Here is a 17911-nt window from a genome sequence, read left to right on the forward strand (position 1 = left end):
ACCTCGACAAGGAGACGTACGACCGATGAACCCTGCCCCCCACACGGACCTCACGACCGAGGAAACGGTCCTCGCCGACATCGCGGGCATGCTCGCGACGCTCCTCGAGGACGAGTACGGCCTCGACCTCGACGAGATCGACATGGCGACCACCTTCAACCGCGACCTGGAACTGGAGAGCATCGACCTGGTGACCCTGGCGGGCCTGCTGCAGGAGCGGTACGGCACGCGGGTGAACTTCGCCGAGTTCCTGGCCGGCATGGAGTTCGACGAGATCATCGAGCTGACCGTCGGCCGGCTCGTCGAGTACGTCGTCCAGAGCCTCAAGGCAGCCGAGGCGGGCTGAGCCATGGCGATGGTCGACACCGGTGGACTCCGGATGCACGTACAGCGGCTGGGCCCCGGCGACGACCGTCCGGCCACCGCCACCGTGGTGCTCGTGCACGGGCTGCTCACCGACAGCCTGGCCAGCTACTACTTCACCGTGGCCCCGCCGTTCGCGGCCGCCGGGCTGGACGTGGTCATGTACGACCTGCGGGGCCACGGCCGCAGCGGGCGCCCGGCGAGCGGCTACACCCTCGACGACGGCATCGACGACCTGGAGGCCCTGCTCGACGCCCTGGAGGTGCGTGGCCCCCTCCATCTGGTGGGCAACTCCTACGGCGGCACGGTCGCCTTCGGCTACGCGGCCCGTCACCCGGAGCGGGCGGCGAGCGTCTGCCTGATCGAGTCGGAGCCGGCGACCGCTTCCTGGGCGGCGAAACTGGGCGGCATCCTGGACCGGGTGACGCGCGAACTGGCGCACAACGAGGCCGACGCGCTCGCCTGGATCACCGCCCACCGCGGCCACAACACCGCCCGGCTGGCGAAGGGCGCGGCACGTCTCGCCCGGGAGACCACCCTCGCCCGGGACATCCCGGCCAGCCGCGTTCTGACGGAGGACAGGATCCGGGCCGTGCGCTGCCCCGTGCTGGGTGTCTACGGCGGTGACTCGGACCTCGCCCTGCTGGCACCGTGGCTCGGGTCGCTGCTGCCGGACTGCCGGACGGTCGTGGTGCCGGGCCACGAGCACTCCGTACTGGTGGAGGCGGCGGGAGTGGTCGGCGAGCAGGTGCTGTCCCTGATCCGGCGCGCGAGTGCCGGATCCCAGGAGGCGAGCGCCCCCGTCCCGGAGGCAAGCACCCCCGCCCAGGACCCCAGCGCCCCCGGACACGCGGGAGCCGGGGCGGCGGTGGCCCGGTGAGCAGGTTCCTGTTCGTCGTGCCGCCCCTGGTGGGCCACATCAACCCGGCGGCCGGTGTGGCGGCCGAACTGGCGGCGCGGGGCCACGAGTCGGCGTGGGCCTGCGCCGATCCCGGGCTGGTCCGGCGGCTGGCCGGAGCCGGTGCGGTGGTGTTCCCGTGTGCCGGGCCCGTGCCCGGCGAGGGCGAGGGCCTGCGCCCGCCGGACCTTCGTGGCCCGGAGGCGCTGAAGTTCCTCTGGGAACGGTTCCTGGTCCCGCTCGCCGAGGACATGGCCCCGGGTGTCCGCACGGCCATCGACGCGTTCCGTCCCCACGCGGTCGTCGCCGACCAACAGGCCCTGGCCGGTGGGCTGGTGGCCGAGCTGCTGGGCGTGCCGTGGGCCACCTCGGCCAGCACCTCGGCCGAGTTCACCGACGTACTGGCGGGCATGCCGAAGGTCGCGGACTGGCTGGCGGGGCTGCTGCGCACGCTCCGGACGCGCGTCGGCGACCCGGCGGGCACCGCCGACCCCCGCTTCTCCCCGCACCTGGTGCTGGCGTTCAGCACCCCGGAGCTGGCCGGCGCCGACGCCGTGACGGGCGGGCGGATCCACTGGGTCGGCCCGTCGATCGCCCCGCGCCCGGCAGCGCCCGGCTTCCCCTGGGAATGGTTCGACCCCGCCCGGTTGTCGGTCCTGGTCACCCTCGGCACCGCCAACACCGACGTGGGCGCCCGTTTCCTCACCGAGTGCCTGACGGCGCTGCGTGCCCGCGCGGACCGCGTGCAGGCGGTGATCGCGGACCCGGGCGGCGTCCTCACCGCCGACGGGCATGACAAGGACGTCCTGGTCCTTCCGTCCGTCCCCCAACTCCCGCTTCTCGAAAGGGTCGACGCGGTGGTGTGCCACGCGGGGCACAACACCGTCTGCGAGGCCCTCTGGCACGGCGTGCCCCTTGTCGTGGCCCCCATCCGCGACGACCAGCCGGTCGTGGCCGGGCAGGTGACCGGCGCCGGGGCGGGCATCCGGGTCCGCTTCGGCCGGGTCACCGCCGCCGGTCTCGGCTCGGCGATCGACGCCGTACTCCACGAGCCGGGCCACCGCGCGGCGGCCGGACGTGTCCGTACGGCGTTCCGCGCGGCGGGCGGCGCCCGGGCGGCGGCCACCCGGCTGGAACTCCTGGCCGGCCGCGCACCCTCGAAGGAGGCCCCGTGAACAGCGACCACGAGCCCGAGTCCCCCGGCCGTACCGACCGGGTGGCCGCGCTGCGTCCCGGCTACCGGGCCGACCTGGCGGACGGCCCCGACCGCTTCTTCGAGCCGCGGCGCACCACGTGCCCGTGGTGCGGCTCGGCCGGGCTGACGACGCGCCTGCGGACGACGGATCTGCTCCAGCACAAGCCGGGCCGGTTCGTCCTGGACCGGTGCGGGGACTGCCGGCACACCTTCCAGAACCCCCGGCTGAGCGCGGCGGGGCTGGAGTTCTACTACCGCGACTTCTACGACGGCCTGGGCGAGAAGCAGCTCGGCAACACCTTCGCGAGCCGTGGCCGGATGTACCAGCAGCGTGCCGCCGCGCTCCTGCCCTTCGTCTCGTCCCCGAAGAACTGGCTGGACGTCGGCACCGGCCACGGGCACTTCTGCGAGTCGGCCGCCACCGTCCATCCCGGCACGGTCTTCGACGGCCTCGACTTCACCGACGGCGCCGAACTCGCCGAGCGCGCCGGCCGGGTGGAGCGCGGCTACCGCGGCAGCTTCCCCGAACTGGCCGGGGAACTCGCCGGCTCCTACGACGTCGTCAGCATGTTCCACTACCTGGAGCACAGCACGGAGCCGCCGCGCGAACTGGAGGCGGCCCACCGGGTGATCCGTCCCGGCGGCCACCTGCTGATCGAGGTCCCCGATCCCGACAGCCGGTACGCCCGGCTGCTCGGCCGCTGGTGGCTGCCGTGGCTCCAGCCGCAGCACCTGCACTTCGTTCCGGTCGGCAACCTGCGCCGCCGACTGACCGAGCTCGGGTTCACGGTCCTGGCGGAACAGCACGCCGAGCCGCACGACCCCGTGGACCTGCTGGCCGCCGTCTGGCTCGCCCTCGACGCGGCCGCTCCCCGCGACGACCTGCCCTGGCTGCCCGCGCGGCCGGACGCAATCCGCCGTACGCTGCGCGCCGCCACGCTGATCGCCGGCATCCCGGCCCTGCTGCTCGGCACCCTGCTGGACCGCTTCGCCGTCCGGCCGCTGTCGCACCGCCTTGGTCTGTCGAACGCCTACCGGCTGGTGGCGCGCCGGGACTGAGGACGGGGCCGCCCCGGGGCCACCGCATCGCCGCCCGCCCGCGCGCCTGCGCCTCCCGGACACCGCCGGGGGTGCCCGGGTGCCTCTACGGGACGCCCAGTTCGAAGAGGGCGTACCCGGCGTACGACCCGGAGGCGACCGCCGCGATGCCGAGCAGGGTGCACAGCATCGGCAGGCGCAGGCGGCGCAGTTGGAGGGCGAGCGGGATGAACAGGGGGAAGGCGGGGAGCAGATAGCGGGAGACGTTGCCGAAGATCTGCTGGCTGCCCAGGACCAGGGCCAGGGTGAGGAGCGTGTAGACGGTCAGGACGGCCGGGGGACGCAGGCGCAGGAGCAGGGGGACGAGGAGCGCGGCCAGCAGGACGACACCCACGCCGATGGTGTCCAGGAAGGGGAACGCGAAGAGGTAGTCGAAGCGGCCCACCGCGATGGAGGTGAACACGTCGAGGGTCTGGGCGCCGTAGTCGAACTTGTGGGCCCAGGCTCCCTCCTGGAGGGCGAAGTAGCCGCCGAGGTCGCCCATCCGGTTGCCGACCCAGAGCAGGTAGCCGAACAGGCCGAGCGGGGCGATCAGGATCGCGGTGAGCGGGCGGGCGACGCCGTCCTGTCGCCGGTGGAGGGCGAGCAAGGCGGCCACCGTGAGGCCGGCGATGAGCGCGCCGGCGGTGGGCCGGTTGAGTCCGGCCGCGAAGGTGAGGACGCCGGCGGTGAGCCAGCGGTGGTTCATGACGGCGTGGCAGGCCCAGACGGCCAGGGCGACGTAGAGGGACTCCGAGTAGCCCGACCACTCCGCGCCGGAGCCGGGCCAGACGGCCCACAGTCCGGCCGCGGCCAGTCCGGCCCGCCGGCCGCCGAAGTGCGCGGTGACGGCGTAGATGCCGAGGGCGGCGACGAACGAGGCGAGGACCGAGACCAGCATCCCGGCGCCGTACACGCCGAGACCGGTGCACGCGGAGACCAGCCGCATCGTCGCCGGGTAGAGCGGGAAGAAGGCCGCCGAGTTGCCTTCGAGGGTGATCAGGCCGGTGGCTCCGGGGACCGGGACCAGCGCGGGGTTGTAGCCGTGTTCGGCGATCTGCTGGTACCACCAGCCGTCCCAGCTGGCCAGCACGTCCCAGGCGTGGGCGCCGCCGCCGAAGCGCGGGTTCTTCTTCCGGAAGTCGCCGGCGGAGTCCAGCAGGTACATGAAGACGCCGAAGCCGATGAGCTTGAGCACGCCGTACAGCGCGAGCACGGGGAGGTGCTCCCGGGCCGTACGGCGCAGGAGCGGGCCGAGGCTTCGCTCGGCGGCGGGGATGCCGGCGGTGGCTTCGACGGAGTCGGCGCCGGGGTGGGTGGCCGGGGTCATGACGTGGTTCATGCGGCCGTCGATCCCGTCCCGCGGCGGCGGGCGGGGAACACCCAGGCGCGGAAGAGCAGGAAGCGCAGGAGGGTGGCCGCCAGGTTGGCGGCCACCAGCACGCCGACCTCCGTGGGGCGCCCGACCTCGGGCGCCACGCGGTGCAGCGCGGCGAGCGATCCGCTGGTGAGGGCCAGGCCGACCAGGAAGACCAGCAGGCCCTTGGCCTGGTGGCGCAGCGCGCCGCCGCCCCGCAGCCCGAAGGTGAGCCGCCGGTTCGCGGCGGTGTTGGCGATGGCGCAGGCGAGCAGTGCCAGCGCGTTGGCCGCCTGCGCTCCCGCCACCGGGCGCAACGCCGCGTACAGCAGCACGTATCCGACGGTGCTCACGGCTCCGACGGCCCCGAAGCGCAGCAGCTGTCCGGCCAGGCCCGACGGGGACGGGCCGTCGGCGCCGCGGCTCAGTCCGGACATCGGAAGCGTGCCGCGGGACAGTGCCCGGCCGATCCTGGCGATGCCGCGCAGGTCGGCCAGCGCCGTGGACAGGATGTCGACCCGGCTGTCGGGGTCGTCGATCCAGTCGACCGGCACCTCGTGTATGCGCAGCCCGGCCCGCTCGGCGATCACCAGCAGCTCGGTGTCGAAGAACCACTCCGAGTCCTTCACCAGGGGCAGCAGCCGCTCGGCGACATCGCGCCGTACCGCCTTGAAGCCGCACTGCGCGTCGGAGAAGCCCACGGCGAGCGTGGAGCGCAGCAGGACGTTGTAACAGCGCGAGATGACCTCACGCTTGGGGCCGCGCACCACCCGGGAGCCGCGGGCGAGCCGGGTGCCGATGGCGATGTCGGAGTGCCCGGAGATCAGCGGGGCGACCAGCGGCAGAAGCGCCTTCAGGTCGGTCGACAGGTCCACGTCCACATAGGCGAGCACCGGCGCCGAGGAGCCCGACCACGCGGCGTGCAGCGCCCTGCCCCGCCCCTTCTCGGCCAGCCGCAGCCACTGCGCCTCGGGCAGCTCGGCGGCCAGCCGGGCGGCTATGCGCGGGGTCGCGTCGGTGCTGGCGTTGTCCGCGACGGTGATCCGGAACGGGTACGGGAAGGTCTCCCGCAGGTGCGCGTGGAGCCGCCGTACGCTCGGTTCCAGGTCGGCCTCCTCGTTGAACACCGGGACGACCACGTCCAGGACGGGTTCTCGGTGGTGGGCCGGCACGGGTGTGCGGAGCGGCAGTCGGTCCATCAGGTCGTCCGTCGGGGAGGAGGGAGCCGGCACAGCGGCGGGCAAGCCTGTCTTTGTCACGTTTCATCCATGTTCGTGTTCGGTCGCGGGGTGTCCCCGAAGCCGCTGAAGGCAGTGCCGCGACCAGAGGTGACGGATGGGCGGTCGAGGAAGAGGACGCCTCCCGCTAACCGGAATCCGCCGCGTCGGCCGTCGCGGACGACAGCGCCGACGACGACACCGACGACGTCGAATCCGGCTCCGAGGGTGTCGGCGTCGGCGTCGGCGGTACGCTCGGCGCCTTCGTGTCGGAGGGCGGCGAGGTAGGGGTCTCGGTCGCGTCGGCGGACACCGTGCCCGAACTCCCGGTCGTGGCGGGCGCCGTGGACGGTGCGGAATCCCCCTCTGCGGTCCCGGACGGGGTCGCGCCGACGGTCGCGCTCGATGACGCGTCCGAGGTCGGCAGCGTCGTCGCACGGGGAAGCGTCGGGCTCGTCGCGGGCCGCGGCAGGGGCGCCTGCGGCCTGTTCTCGACCCGGTCGTGCGGCAGCAGGAAGAAGCCGACGCAGAGTCCCGCGACGGCGAGGACGGAGCCGACGGCCTTCTGTGCCGTGCGGGCACGGCGGCGGGCCCGCACGTCCGCCCGCAGCCGTAGCTGGTGCCTCGGCTCGAAGGAGGTGTGTTCCCGGGAGTCGCGCATCATGCGCGCCAACTCGCTCTCGAAGTGGTCCATGGACTCCCCTTCACCCCACCGGCTCGATGACATCGGCCAGGATCAGACGCAGCCGCGCCACACCACGGGACGCGTGGGACCGAGCGGTGCCCACCGGGCACCCCAGCATCTCCGCGACCTGTTTCTCGGGCAGGTCCTGGTAGTAGCGCAGCACCACCGCGGCCCGCTGCCTGGGCGGCAACCGGGCCAGGGCCGCCTCCAGCCGGGAGCGCTCCGCGACCGCGGCGGACACGTCACCCGCCTCGGGGAGGTCGGGCAGCTGCTCGACCGGGCGCTCACCCCACCAGCGCCGCCGTGCCGAACGGGCCGCCGCGCGCACCAGGATCTTGCGGACGTACGCCTCCGGAGCCTCCTCCGCGATTTTGGGCCAGACGAACCAGAGCTTGACCAGGGCCTCCTGGAGCAGGTCCTCGGCCCGATGCCGGTCGCCGCCCACGAGCAGCCGCGCGAGGTGGAACAACGCCGACCAGCGGGCCGCCACAAACGCGTCGAACCCGTCGGCTCGCCCCTGCTCCATCCGCACCGCCCCCGCTTCGGCATCCCCCTACACCTGGAAAAAGACGCTGAGCCCGCCGCCACGATGCACTCGGCTCCCGTGATCCGGGTCACACCCTCCTGGACGGAACATGGCCGGCCGCCTCCCGTGGACGACGGGAGGAGCGCACCTCCCGCTGCGTGACCGGGGTCAATCACGGCTCGCGCGTCTACCCTGAGATGCCATGGAAGGGGCTGCTGCGGACAGAGGCGCGTCCGGTGAACGCCCGGACTCCGACGGGTCGTTCGGGCCGCTCGTCGTGGCGGCGCAGCCACCGATCCTGCGGGCCGCGCACGTGGAGCTCCCCGCGGAGAGCCCCGACCCGGTCCTGTTGCCCACCATCACCCTGCTGGAGCGCGCGGCGTCCCGCGGCTCCGAACCGGGCGGCCTGCCGCTGCCCCAGGAGGAGCTCCTCGCCGGGCAGTACCGGCTGATCCGGCCGCTCGGCTACGGCGGAATGGGCGAGGTCCACCTCGCCCTCGACACCAAGGTCGACCACCGCGAGGTGGCCATCAAGTTCCTGTATCCCGGGCAGGCCGCGGCCGGGGCGGGCGCCCTGGCCCGGGAACGGCGGGCCCTGGTCGACCTCAGCCACGACGACATCATCCGGGTCTACAACTACGGCCACCATCCCGAGGTCGGGGACTTCCTGGTCCTCCAGTACGTCGACGGGCTCACCCTGGAGGAGGTGCGGGCCCGGGCCCGGGTGAACCCGGACGAGTTCGGCGGCGGCCGCTTCCACGAGTTCGTGCTCGCCTACGGCGTGCGCCTCCTGGCCGCGCTCGGACACCTGCACGCGGACCGGCCCGGCAAGGTGTACGGCGACCTGAAGCCGGACAACGTCATGCACGACGGCACCACCACGAAGATCATCGACGTGGGCAGCGTCCGCCCGGCCGGCGTTCCCGGTCACACGACGGACGGATACCGCGCCCCGACGGTCGGCCCGAACGGCGAATCCACCGGCCAGGACGACCTGTTCAGCCTGGGCGAGACACTGCGGCGACTGAGCGGTCTCGGCAGCTCGCCCGCCGACCTGGCCGAACTGGGCTCCCTGGACAGGCTCACCCGGCCGGACACACCGGGCGCCCCGGCGAGCGCGCAGGCCGGGCGGATGACGGCACCCCCGCCGCCGGGACTCGGCCTCCTGTCCCTCGCCCGCGTGCTGCACCGCGCGACCCGGACCGAAGTCGCCGAGCGGTTCGCCACCGCAGGTGAGATGGAGGAACAACTGCGCGGAGTATTCCGGGAGTTACGGTCCCTGCGGACCGGGGCGGAGACCTTCGAACCGTCCCCCCTCTTCCTCCAGTCGCCGTACGCCCTCGACGGCACCCTCGGCTCGGCGCCGCCCCTCGCCCGGTGGGCCGCGCCGAACGCCCCCGCCGCGCACGCGCCGCCGTCGCCCGTCGAGGTCGCGCGGCGGCTGCCGGTCCCGCGACCCGATCCGTACGACGCCCATCACCTGGAGCTGAGCCGGCTGGCCGACGCCGCCCCGGAGGCGCTGTTGCAGCACACCGCGGACTGGCAGGACTCGCCGGAGGTCCATCTGCTGCGCTGCCGCGTGCGGTTACGGGTTCCCGGCGGCGGGACCGGGACGGCCGAACGGGAACTGCGGTCCGCCGAGGCGCTGATCGGACCGGAGCGTGCACCGTACGACTGGCGGCTCGCCTGGCACCAGGGGCTGCTCGCGCTCGCCCGGGACCAGGTGGAGGCGGCACGGCTCCACTTCGACCGGGTGTTCGCGGCCATCCCGGGCGAGTACGCGCCGAAGCTCGCCCTCGGCCACTGCGCCGAGCGTCTGGGCCGGTGGCACGAGGCGCTGACGTTCCACGAGGCGGTGCGGCTGCGCAACCCGTCGCTGGGCAGCGCGGCGTTCGGCGCGGTACGGGCGCGCCTCGCCCTCGGCGGCGAGGGGGCGTGGGACGAGGCCGTACGGGCCCTGGACGCGGTGCCGCAGCACTCCCGGCACCGGACGGCCGCACGAACGGCCGCGGTGCGCATCGGAGTCGAGCAGCTGCGGACCGCCGGGCCCGCCGCCGAGGTGACCGTGCGGCTGCGCGAGGTGCTGGGGCGGCTGGCCCGGCTCTTCCACGCGCACGGGCTGACGGACGAACAGGCCAGGGTCAGGATGACGGCGGAGGTGTGGGAGGCCGTGCGGGACGCACTCGCGCGCGGTGCCCTCGACGCGCCCGGCCTGACCGCGCTGGCCGCCGCCGCCGACGTACGGCTGGGTCTGCCCGCCGACGAACGGAGCCTGCGCGAGGACCTCTCGCGCCTGTACGTCGCCCTCGCCCACCAGGCCGCCCGTTCCGCCGCGCCCGAGGACGCACCCGTCGCGGAAACGCTCCTGGACCACGCCTACGAGGTCCGCCCCCTCACCTTCCGCCACCGAAGAAACGGCCCATGGCTTGGCAGCAGACTCACCACCCGACTTCGCACCCTCGACTCCGCCCCGACACCGGGGCGAACCACCCGAACGGCCGACGAATGACCCCCGCCACGAGACAGGGGCCGCCTGCTCCCGACACGAACACCACCGCCACACCACAGGCACGCCCACCAGGCGGCGCCGTCGCCGACAGCGGCACCCGGGCGGTCCAAACCGTTCCCGGGAAAGGCCGCCCGGACGACCCGCGAACGAACCGGCCCACCCAACCGGGGCACCATGCACCCGACACCGAACCCACCGCCACACCACAGGCACGCCTGCCAGGCGGCACCCGGGCCGTCCGTGCCGCCGCCGGGCACGAACCCCGCCTCGCCGCCGTCGCCGGCCGAAACGACCTGGCGGACCGGTGGTGAGCAGGGCGGGGCGGGCCGGTCCCGGCGCGGGTGCCGGTGGTGGGCCGCAGGTGCGCCTGCTGCGCGGCGCCCTGGCCGTCGTCGTCGAGATCGCCCGCCGGGTGAGGCGCTACGCGTGGCCGTCGGTGTCGGGGCGGCGCAATCGCGGGTATCTGCGGGACCGGCTGGTCGCGCTGCCGCTGCTCGCCGTGGTGGGCTTCGGGGCGTTCGGCTGGGCCTGTGCGGACGTGCGGGGCGACTCGGTGTACGTCCGGGACCGGCTGGCGCCGGCCCTGGTCGACCTGGCCAATGCCAGGGCCTCGCTGTTCATCGCGCAGGGCGAGGCCGAGGAGCGGCTCGGGGACGGGGGTTCGGCCGAACTCGGCGGGCTCGGCGAGCGGTACCGGACCCGGGTGGCGCGGGCCACGCAGAGCCTGAACCAGGTCACCCGCGGCGGGGCGCTGACGGTGGCCGAGGAGCAGGAGCTGCGCGTGGTGTCCGCGCTGGTCGTGGACTACACCGGGTGGATCGGCCGGGCCCAGGGGCACGCGGACGACCCGGTCCTGCGGGACGCCGAGCTCACGTACGCGCGCAGCATGCTCTGTTCGACCGCGGTCCCCGCCGCGCACCGCCGCGACCGCTACCCGGCCTGCCCGCCCGCGGCCGACTCCGGCACGGGGGACGCGACCTCGATCGTGGACCGCGTGTCCGGCCTGGAGCGGCGGCTGCGCGAACGGCTCGCGGACCGGGCCGCCTGGGGCGGGGGCGTGGTCGCCGCGGCCGTTGTCTCCGGGCTCGCCCTCGTGCTGCTCGCCGCCGGTCTCTGGCGCACCCTGTCCTTCCTGCGCCGCCGCTTCCGCATCCGGCTCAGCATCCCGCTCGCGGCGGCCGCCCTGCCCCTGCTCGCCGTGCCCGTCCTGACGGCCGACGCCCTGCTCGCGCAGCACGCGCAGACGTCGGCCGGTCCGTTGGCGGACGCGCTGGCCCTGCGGACCTCGCCCGAGACGGAGACGGCCGCCGAGGAGCGCCCCTTCGACGGCCCCGACCCGTGGGCCGTCGGGGTCCTGGGCCGCCGGCTCGACGACACGCTCGCCGACGGGCGGCTCGCGTTCCTCGACGGAGTCCACCCCCTCGTGTTCCCGGCGGGCGTCGCCGGCGCCGCCCTGATCGCCGGCGCCCTGCACACGTACCGCCGCGAATACCTCGTGGTGGCCCGCCCGGGAGCCGTCTCATGAGGACTTCCGCCCGCCGTGCCCCGAGCCGCGCCCTGCGCACCCTGCTCGCGGCCTGTCTGCTCGCCCTCGTCCCCGGCTGCGCCTCGGACGCCCCGGCGCCCCTGGTCGTGCTGGGCCCGTGGACCGGCCCGGAGGGCGAGGCCTTCGAAGCCGCCCTCGAACGGCTCGACGACGGGACCGGCCGAACGTACAGCTACCAGGGCACCCGCTCGCTGCGCGAGACCCTCGTCTCGCAGCTGGAGGCCGACGATCCGCCCGACGTGGCGATCCTCAACAGCATCGGCGAACTCACCGAGTACGCCCGCCGCGACCAGCTGATGCCCCTCACCGGGGAGGCGGCCGAGCGCGCGTACGCGCCGTGGGCGCCGACGCTGCTGGTCGACGGGGGGCAGCGCACGTACTGGGTTCCGCTGAAGGTCGACCTGAAGAGCCTGGTGTGGAGCAAGAAGGCCACCCCGGACGGCCCGGACGTCGACCCGGAGTGGTGCGTGGGGCTCGCCTCGCAGGCCACGTCGGGCTGGCCCGGCACCGACTGGATCGAGGACATCCTGCTCCACCAGGCCGGACCGACCCCTTACGCGGAGTGGGCCACGGGCCGGCTCAGCTGGCGTACTCCGGCCGTCCAGCGGGCCTGGACGACCTGGGCGCGGCTGCTCGGCACCCGCTCGGCGGACTCCGTCGAGCGTTCCCTCACCACGTCGTTCGAGGGCACGGCCGCGTCCGGCGCCCGGCCGCGCGGCCTGCTCGACTCCCCCGGCTTCGACTGCACGCACGAGCACCAGAGCGCCTTCATCCGGTACGTGTACGCCGGCGACGACATCCGGGTGGAACCGTCGGCCCGGTTCCTCGACGGGAACGCCGAGTACCGCGACACCTACGAGGTCGCGGGTGACATGGCGGCCGTGTTCAGTGCCGACCCGGCGGCCCAGGAGCTGGTGGAGCGGCTGTCGAGTCCGGCCGGGCGGGAGCGCTGGCGGGCGGCGGCCGGCCCGGCGGTCCGGCCCCTGTTCCCCGGCACGGCCGGCCTCGCGCCGGTCACGCCCGCGAACCCGGCCGAGCGGGAGATCGACTCCCTGCTCCACTCACGCGCCCGCACGCTCTGCTTCGACGCCTCGGACGTGATGCCGCCGGAGCTGCGGGACGCCTTCCACCGCGCGGTGCTGGAGTTCTTCCGGGACCGCACCCAGCGGCGACTGGCTTCCCTGCTACGGCAGTTGGACGCCGTACGGGTACGGGCGGAGGCCGACTGGGCCGACGACCGCACGTTCCGGCCACCCGAGGACATCTGCGCGCGTCCGGGCGGGTGACCGTCCCGGTCAGCTCTCGTCGGGCGTCAGCCGCAGCGAGATGGAGTTGATGCAGTACCGCTGGTCCGTCGGCGTCGCATACCCCTCACCCTCGAACACGTGTCCGAGGTGTGATCCGCACCGCGCGCACCGCACCTCGGTCCGGACCATTCCGTGGGACCGGTCCTGGATGAGCTCCACGGCGTCGGTGTCCTTCGGGTCGTAGAAGGAGGGCCAGCCGCAGTGGGACTCGAACTTCGTGGTGGAGGTGAAGAGTTCGGCGGAGCAGGCGCGGCAGGAGTAGACGCCGGTCGTCTTGGCGTTGGTGTACTCACCGGTGAAGGCGGGCTCCGTCCCGGCCTGCCGCAGGACGGCGTACTCCGCCGGCGTCAGCTCCGCGCGCCACTGCTCGTCCGGCTTTTCGACGTCGTACGACATGAGTTTCAGCCCCTCATTCAGACAGCTGGTCCAGGATCCGCGGGCCGAGGTCGGTGACGTCGCCCGCTCCCATGGTGAGAACGAGATCACCGGCCTTCGCCATTCCCGCGACGACCGCCGGCACCTCCGCCTTGTCGTGGACCGGTGTCACGTCCGCGCCCGCGGCCCGCGCCGCCTCGATGATCAGGGCGCTGGTGACGCCGGGGACCGGGTCCTCGCGGGCCGGGTAGATGTCGAGGACCACCGAGGCGTCGGCGAGCGACAGGGCCTGGCCCATCTCCTTGCCGAGCTCCTGCGTCCGGGAGAACAGGTGCGGCTGGAAGACGACCAGGATGCGGGCCTCGCCCGCCGCCGCGCGCATCGCCTCCAGGTCCGCCGTCATCTCCGTGGGGTGGTGGGCGTAGGAGTCGATCACCTGGACGCCGGCCACCTCGCCCTTGAGCTGGAGGCGGCGCTTCACACCGGTGTACGCGGCGAGCGCGGGGGCCAGTTCCGCGGCCGGGACGCCCAGCGCCACGCCGGCCGCCAGCGCGGCCACCGCGTTGTGCGCGTAGTGGCGGCCGGGGACCGAGACCCCGAAGGTGAGCTCCGTGCCGTCGAGCACCACGGTGACCTGGCTCTTCAGCCCCTGGGGCACCACCGACAGGATGCGTACGTCGGCGTCCTCGGACTCGCCGTACGTCACCACGCGCACGTCGCGCGCCGAGACGCGGCGCGTCAGCTCGCGCGCGCCCTTCTGGTCGGCGGCGATCACCAGGGTGCCGCCCTCGGTGACGCGGTCCACGAAGGTCTCGAAGGACTCGTAGATCTCGTCCATCGACGCGTAGTTGGCGTGGTGGTCGAGCTCGACGTTGAGGACGATCGCGACCTCGGGCGCGTACTTGTGGAAGCTGCGGTCCGACTCGTCCGCCTCGGCCACGAAGATCTCACCCTCGCCGTGCAGGGCGTTGGAGCCGGGCGCGTCGAGGTCGCCGCCGATCGCGTACGACGGCTTCAGGCCCAGCGCGCTCAGCGACACGGCCAGCATGGACGTGGTCGTGGTCTTGCCGTGGGTGCCGGCGACCGCGATCGGGCGCAGGCCGTCCATCAGGGCGGCGAGCGCGTCGGAGCGGTGGACCACCGGGATGCCCAGTCGGGCGGCCCGGGCCAGCTCCGGGTTGTCCTTGCGGATCGCCGACGACACGACCACACAGCTGGCGTCGTCGGCGAGGTGCTCCGCGGCGTGCCCGATGTGCACCGTGGCGCCCAGCGCGCGCAGGGCCCCGGCGGTCTCGGACTCCTTCGCGTCACTGCCCGCGACCACGGCCCCGCGCTGCGCGAGGATCTTCGCGATGCCCGACATCCCGGCCCCACCGATGCCGATGAAGTGCGGTCGGTCCATGGCGGCAGGAAGGCCGGGTGCCATGCGTTGTCTCCCCAAGATCCGATACGACGACGAGCGGCGCCCTGGCGTCAGAACGCGCCCCCAGCCTATTGCCTGCCCGGAAGCCCCGCCCGCACCCCCTACGGGCACCGACCCAAGGACGACACCTTCAGGAGCACGGCAAACCGCCCCCACCCCCCAGGAGCGCGGGGAACCGCGCGACCAGCCACCCACCACCCGCACCGGGCAGCACACCCGAGCCCCGGAGACGCACCCACCCGCACCACACCACCCGACGCCACCACCAACCCCCCAGGGGCGCGGGGAACTGCGCGACCAGCCACCCACCACCCGCACCCGGCAGCACACCCGAGCCCCGGAGACGCACCCACCCGCACCACACCACCCGACGCCACCACCAACCCCCCAGGGGCGCGGGGAACTGCGCGACCAGCCACCCACAGCCCGCACCGGGCAGCACACCCGAGCCCCGGAGACGCACCCACCCGCACCACACCACCCGACGCCACCACCAACCCCCCAGGGGCGCGGGGAACTGCGCGACCAGCCACCCACAGCCCGCACCGGGCAGCACACCCGAGCCCCCCGGACGCACCCGTCCACCGCCCCACCCGCGGCGCGAAGTCGCGAACCCCCCGCCGCCCCTAATCCTTGCTGTGCGAGAACAACTTCAGCACCGGCACCCCCACCTTGTGCCGGGCCCGCGAAGCCCAGTCGCGGTGGAAGAACTCCTCCACGTAGTGCGGGTCCGTCAGGACGATCACCTCGTCCGCCCCCGCCTCCTCCACGAGGGACTTCAGCGCGTCGAGCGGGTGATCCTCGATCAGCCGGCCCTCGGCCGCGCTGCCGGAGGCGTGCAGGGCCATCAGGGACACGTCGAGGGCCTGCTGCGCGGGCTCCTTCGCGGCAGCTCCCTCCGGCGTCTCGTTCTCCCGGGCGGCCTCGTCGATCTCGCCCAGCGCGACGTCGTCGATGGCGCGCAGCAGGCGGTCGGCCTGGTCGCCGCGCGGTTGGAGCAGCACCTGGAAGGCGACCGGCTCGTCGCCGTGCAAGGTGGTGACGAACTCCACGTCGGCGGACGTCAGGGCCTTCTCGATCATCAAAACACTTGTGAACACCAGCGCCCCTTCTTCTTCTAGGGCCGTGGCCCTCTGTCCTGCGTGGGCCGTACCGCGTCAGGCCCTGCGGAAACCATCCTTCCCCGTGATCCCACGAGGTCTGCGTGAATCAGTGTGCCCAACGATGATTATGAGGACCGGCATATTCCACCGATTCCAGGACTATTGGCATCCTCGAACCGATTTCCGGCATCACGGTCGCCGGTACCTGCTGAACAGGAAACCGTCCTCCTCCAGCAGGGACGCCAGTACGAATCGCCGCGGCACCGCGACCGAGGGCCCGCCCGCGATCCGCTGCGCGTCGCCCGCGGTGAGCATCGGGGCGAGGGTCAGACAGAGTTCGTCGAGCACCTCGGCGGCCACCCACTGGCCGAGCAGCCGCGGCCCGCCCTCGGTCAGCAGCCGGGTGTGCCCGAGTCCGGCGAGGGCCTGTACCGCACGGGCCGGGTCCACTCCGACGCCGTCACCGGCGATCACCACCTCGGCACCGGCCTTCTCGGCGGCGGCGATCCGGTCGGGGGCCGCGGCGGCGCCGGTGAGGACCAGCGTGGGCACGAGCGGCGAGGTGAACAGCGGAAGCGAGAAGTCCAGTTCCAGGCTCGCGCTGACCACCGCGATCGCCGGGGCCGGCCCCTGCCCGGCCGCCTCCCGCAGCGCCGCGAACTCGGCTCGCGCGCGCGCCGGGCGGTACCCCTCCTGACGTACCGTTTCCGCGCCGACGACCACGACGTCCGCGAGCGCCCGCAGGGTGCCGAAGATCCGCATGTCGGTGGCGGTGGAGATCGGCTGGGAACGGCCGTCGTGCTGGGCGGCACCGTCGAGCGTGGCCACCATGTTGGCCCGCAGCCAGGTCCCCCGCCCGACCGGGAGGGGCTCGGGATAGGCGTAGGCGGCGGCGAGTTCGGCGAGGCTCCACTCGTGTCCCGCCTCCCGGACCTCGCCCTCCCCACGGCCTCCGGGAGCCTCGCCGGGGCCCGCGTCGGAGGCCTGGGCTGCTGTTTCATCCGTCACAGGGAACAGGCGTCGCATGTCGTGCAGTCTGGCACGACCCTTAGCATGGGGAACCGTGTCGTCATCGTCGTCCTCCGCCGCCTCCGGGATCAGCCCAATAGCTGACGCGGTCCCGCTGTCCCTGTGCGCCCGCGCGCCGCACGTCCCCGCGGACCGGCTGGTCGCCGAGATGGTGCCGCCGCCCCGGTTCGACTCGGTGCGCTTCGGCACCTACCTCCCGGACCCGAACCAGCCGAGCCAGACGGAGGCCGTCCGCGTCCTCGAGGGTTTCGCCGCCGGGCTCGGCGGGGCGCACGCCAGCGGCGCCGGTTCCGTACGGCGCGGGTTTTTCGGGTTCGGCAGGGGCAAGGCCCCCAAGGCTCCCGCCGGCCCTCGCGGCGTCTACCTCGACGGCGGCTACGGCGTCGGCAAGACCCACCTGTTGGCCTCCCTGTGGCACGCCACTCCGGCCGAGCCCGCGCTCAAGGCGTTCGGCACCTTCGTCGAGCTCACCAACCTCGTCGGCGCCCTCGGCTTCCAGCAGACGGTCCAGACCCTGTCCGGCCACCGCCTGTTGTGCATCGACGAGTTCGAGCTCGACGACCCGGGCGACACCGTCCTGGTGTCGACGCTGCTCGGCAGGCTCGTCGACGCGGGCGTGGCGCTCGCCGCCACCTCCAACACGCTGCCGGGCAAGCTCGGTGAGGGACGGTTCGCGTCCGCCGACTTCCTGCGTGAGATCCAGGGCCTGTCCGCGCACTTCCGCTCGCTGCGCATCGACGGCGAGGACTACCGTCACCGCGGCCTGCCCGAGGCGCCGGCGCCGTACTCCGAGGCCCAGGTGACGAAGGCGGCGTACGCCACCGCGGGCGCCTCGCTCGACGACTTCCCGCACCTGCTGGAGCACCTGGCCAAGGTCCACCCCAGCCGCTACGGCGCCCTGACCGACGGGCTGGCGGCCGTCTGCCTCACCGACGTCCAGCCGGTGCCGGACCAGTCGACGGCCCTCAGGCTCGTCGTCCTCGCGGACCGGCTCTACGACCGCGAGGTGCCCGTCCTGACCTCGGGGCGGCCGTTCGACCAGCTGTTCAGCGAGGAGATGCTGAACGGCGGCTACCGCAAGAAGTACTTCCGGGCGATCTCCCGGCTCACCGCGCTGGCCCGCGACGCCAAGGGACTCGTCGAGCCCCACTGAGTGCCTCTACGTGACCGACGCCCGCAGGTCAAGATCCGGTTTCCGCCACCCTGCACGCGGTTTCGGTCCCTCTTTCATCGGTAACGTTGAGTTAACCCTGCAAACAGCTTCGTAGGGTTACGGTGTTTCTTGACCAGTCATTGACCAA

General features: G+C 73.6%; 16 protein-coding genes. 8 read left to right on the forward strand and 8 right to left on the reverse strand.

The features are described 5' to 3' along the window. The first annotated feature begins 25 nt into the window (after positions 1-25). The 4 genes from OG985_RS13430 to OG985_RS13445 are packed head-to-tail and all read left to right on the forward strand — an operon-like array spanning position 26 to position 3515. Complete coding sequence (locus OG985_RS13430; protein ID WP_371668548.1) at positions 26-346, forward strand: acyl carrier protein; 321 nt, start codon at positions 26-28, stop codon at positions 344-346. A 3-nt stretch (positions 347-349) separates the two neighbouring features. Further along, positions 350-1243, forward strand: coding sequence for an alpha/beta fold hydrolase (locus OG985_RS13435; protein WP_371668549.1), 894 nt, complete (start codon positions 350-352; stop codon positions 1241-1243). After that, positions 1240-2436 carry a glycosyltransferase gene (locus OG985_RS13440; RefSeq protein ID WP_371668550.1) on the forward strand — a complete coding sequence of 399 codons (1197 nt, stop codon included), beginning with the start codon at positions 1240-1242 and terminating at the stop codon, positions 2434-2436. Before OG985_RS13435 ends, OG985_RS13440 begins: the two co-directional genes overlap by 4 nt. Continuing rightward, positions 2433-3515: a class I SAM-dependent methyltransferase gene (locus OG985_RS13445; RefSeq protein ID WP_371668551.1), complete on the forward strand. Its 1083-nt coding sequence runs from the start codon at positions 2433-2435 to the stop codon at positions 3513-3515. Before OG985_RS13440 ends, OG985_RS13445 begins: the two co-directional genes overlap by 4 nt. Positions 3516-3600: 85 nt before the next feature. Here OG985_RS13445 and OG985_RS13450 read toward each other — a convergent pair whose 3' ends face one another. From OG985_RS13450 to OG985_RS13465, 4 genes are all read right to left on the reverse strand, one after another. Then, positions 3601-4875, reverse strand: a complete 1275-nt coding sequence (locus tag OG985_RS13450; RefSeq protein WP_371668552.1) for a hypothetical protein — start codon at positions 4873-4875, stop codon at positions 3601-3603. After that, positions 4872-6089: a glycosyltransferase gene (locus OG985_RS13455; RefSeq protein WP_371674360.1), complete on the reverse strand. Its 1218-nt coding sequence runs from the start codon at positions 6087-6089 to the stop codon at positions 4872-4874. Before OG985_RS13455 ends, OG985_RS13450 begins: the two co-directional genes overlap by 4 nt. Positions 6090-6255: 166 nt before the next feature. Further along, entirely contained in the window at positions 6256-6801 is a 546-nt protein-coding gene (locus tag OG985_RS13460) for a cellulase (RefSeq protein ID WP_371668553.1), read from the reverse strand. Between the two features lie 10 nt (positions 6802-6811). Beyond that, on the reverse strand, positions 6812-7318 hold the full coding sequence (locus tag OG985_RS13465) for a SigE family RNA polymerase sigma factor (RefSeq protein ID WP_371668554.1): 507 nt from the start codon (positions 7316-7318) through the stop codon (positions 6812-6814). A gap of 202 nt (positions 7319-7520) precedes the next feature. Here OG985_RS13465 and OG985_RS13470 point away from each other — a divergent pair, with 202 nt between their 5' ends. The 3 genes from OG985_RS13470 (at position 7521) to OG985_RS13480 (ending at position 12659) form a co-directional block, all read left to right on the forward strand. Further along, positions 7521-9827, forward strand: a complete 2307-nt coding sequence (locus tag OG985_RS13470; protein WP_371668555.1) for a tetratricopeptide repeat protein — start codon at positions 7521-7523, stop codon at positions 9825-9827. Positions 9828-10134: 307 nt separating this feature from the next. Then, positions 10135-11352 (forward strand): hypothetical protein, encoded by a 1218-nt coding sequence (locus OG985_RS13475; protein ID WP_371668556.1) that lies wholly within the window; start codon positions 10135-10137, stop codon positions 11350-11352. After that, positions 11349-12659 carry an extracellular solute-binding protein gene (locus OG985_RS13480; protein ID WP_371668557.1) on the forward strand — a complete coding sequence of 437 codons (1311 nt, stop codon included), beginning with the start codon at positions 11349-11351 and terminating at the stop codon, positions 12657-12659. The genes OG985_RS13475 and OG985_RS13480 overlap by 4 nt, the downstream gene beginning before the upstream one ends. Positions 12660-12668: 9 nt before the next feature. Here the strand turns inward: OG985_RS13480 and msrB are convergent, their stop codons facing one another. The 4 genes from msrB to OG985_RS13500 all read right to left on the reverse strand — a co-directional run bounded on the left by msrB (position 12669) and on the right by OG985_RS13500 (position 16607). Beyond that, positions 12669-13076 (reverse strand): peptide-methionine (R)-S-oxide reductase MsrB, encoded by a 408-nt coding sequence (gene msrB, locus OG985_RS13485; RefSeq protein ID WP_371668558.1) that lies wholly within the window; start codon positions 13074-13076, stop codon positions 12669-12671. A 13-nt stretch (positions 13077-13089) separates the two neighbouring features. After that, a complete protein-coding gene (gene murC / locus OG985_RS13490; RefSeq protein ID WP_371668559.1) occupies positions 13090-14481 on the reverse strand; it encodes a UDP-N-acetylmuramate--L-alanine ligase in 1392 nt (463 codons plus the stop codon). Positions 14482-15104: 623 nt separating this feature from the next. Further along, on the reverse strand, positions 15105-15578 hold the full coding sequence (locus tag OG985_RS13495; protein ID WP_371668560.1) for an indole-3-glycerol phosphate synthase: 474 nt from the start codon (positions 15576-15578) through the stop codon (positions 15105-15107). Positions 15579-15770: 192 nt separating this feature from the next. Continuing rightward, the gene (locus OG985_RS13500) at positions 15771-16607 is read right to left on the reverse strand and encodes a pyrimidine reductase family protein (protein WP_371668561.1); all 837 of its coding nucleotides are present in this window, start codon (positions 16605-16607) and stop codon (positions 15771-15773) included. Here OG985_RS13500 and zapE point away from each other — a divergent pair. Then, positions 16606-17763: a cell division protein ZapE gene (gene zapE / locus OG985_RS13505; RefSeq protein ID WP_371668562.1), complete on the forward strand. Its 1158-nt coding sequence runs from the start codon at positions 16606-16608 to the stop codon at positions 17761-17763. The genes OG985_RS13500 and zapE overlap by 2 nt on opposite strands. The last annotated feature ends 148 nt before the right edge of the window (positions 17764-17911 follow it).

Origin of the sequence: Streptomyces sp. NBC_00289, assembly GCF_041435115.1 — a bacterium.
Classification (GTDB): Bacteria; Actinomycetota; Actinomycetes; order Streptomycetales; family Streptomycetaceae; genus Streptomyces.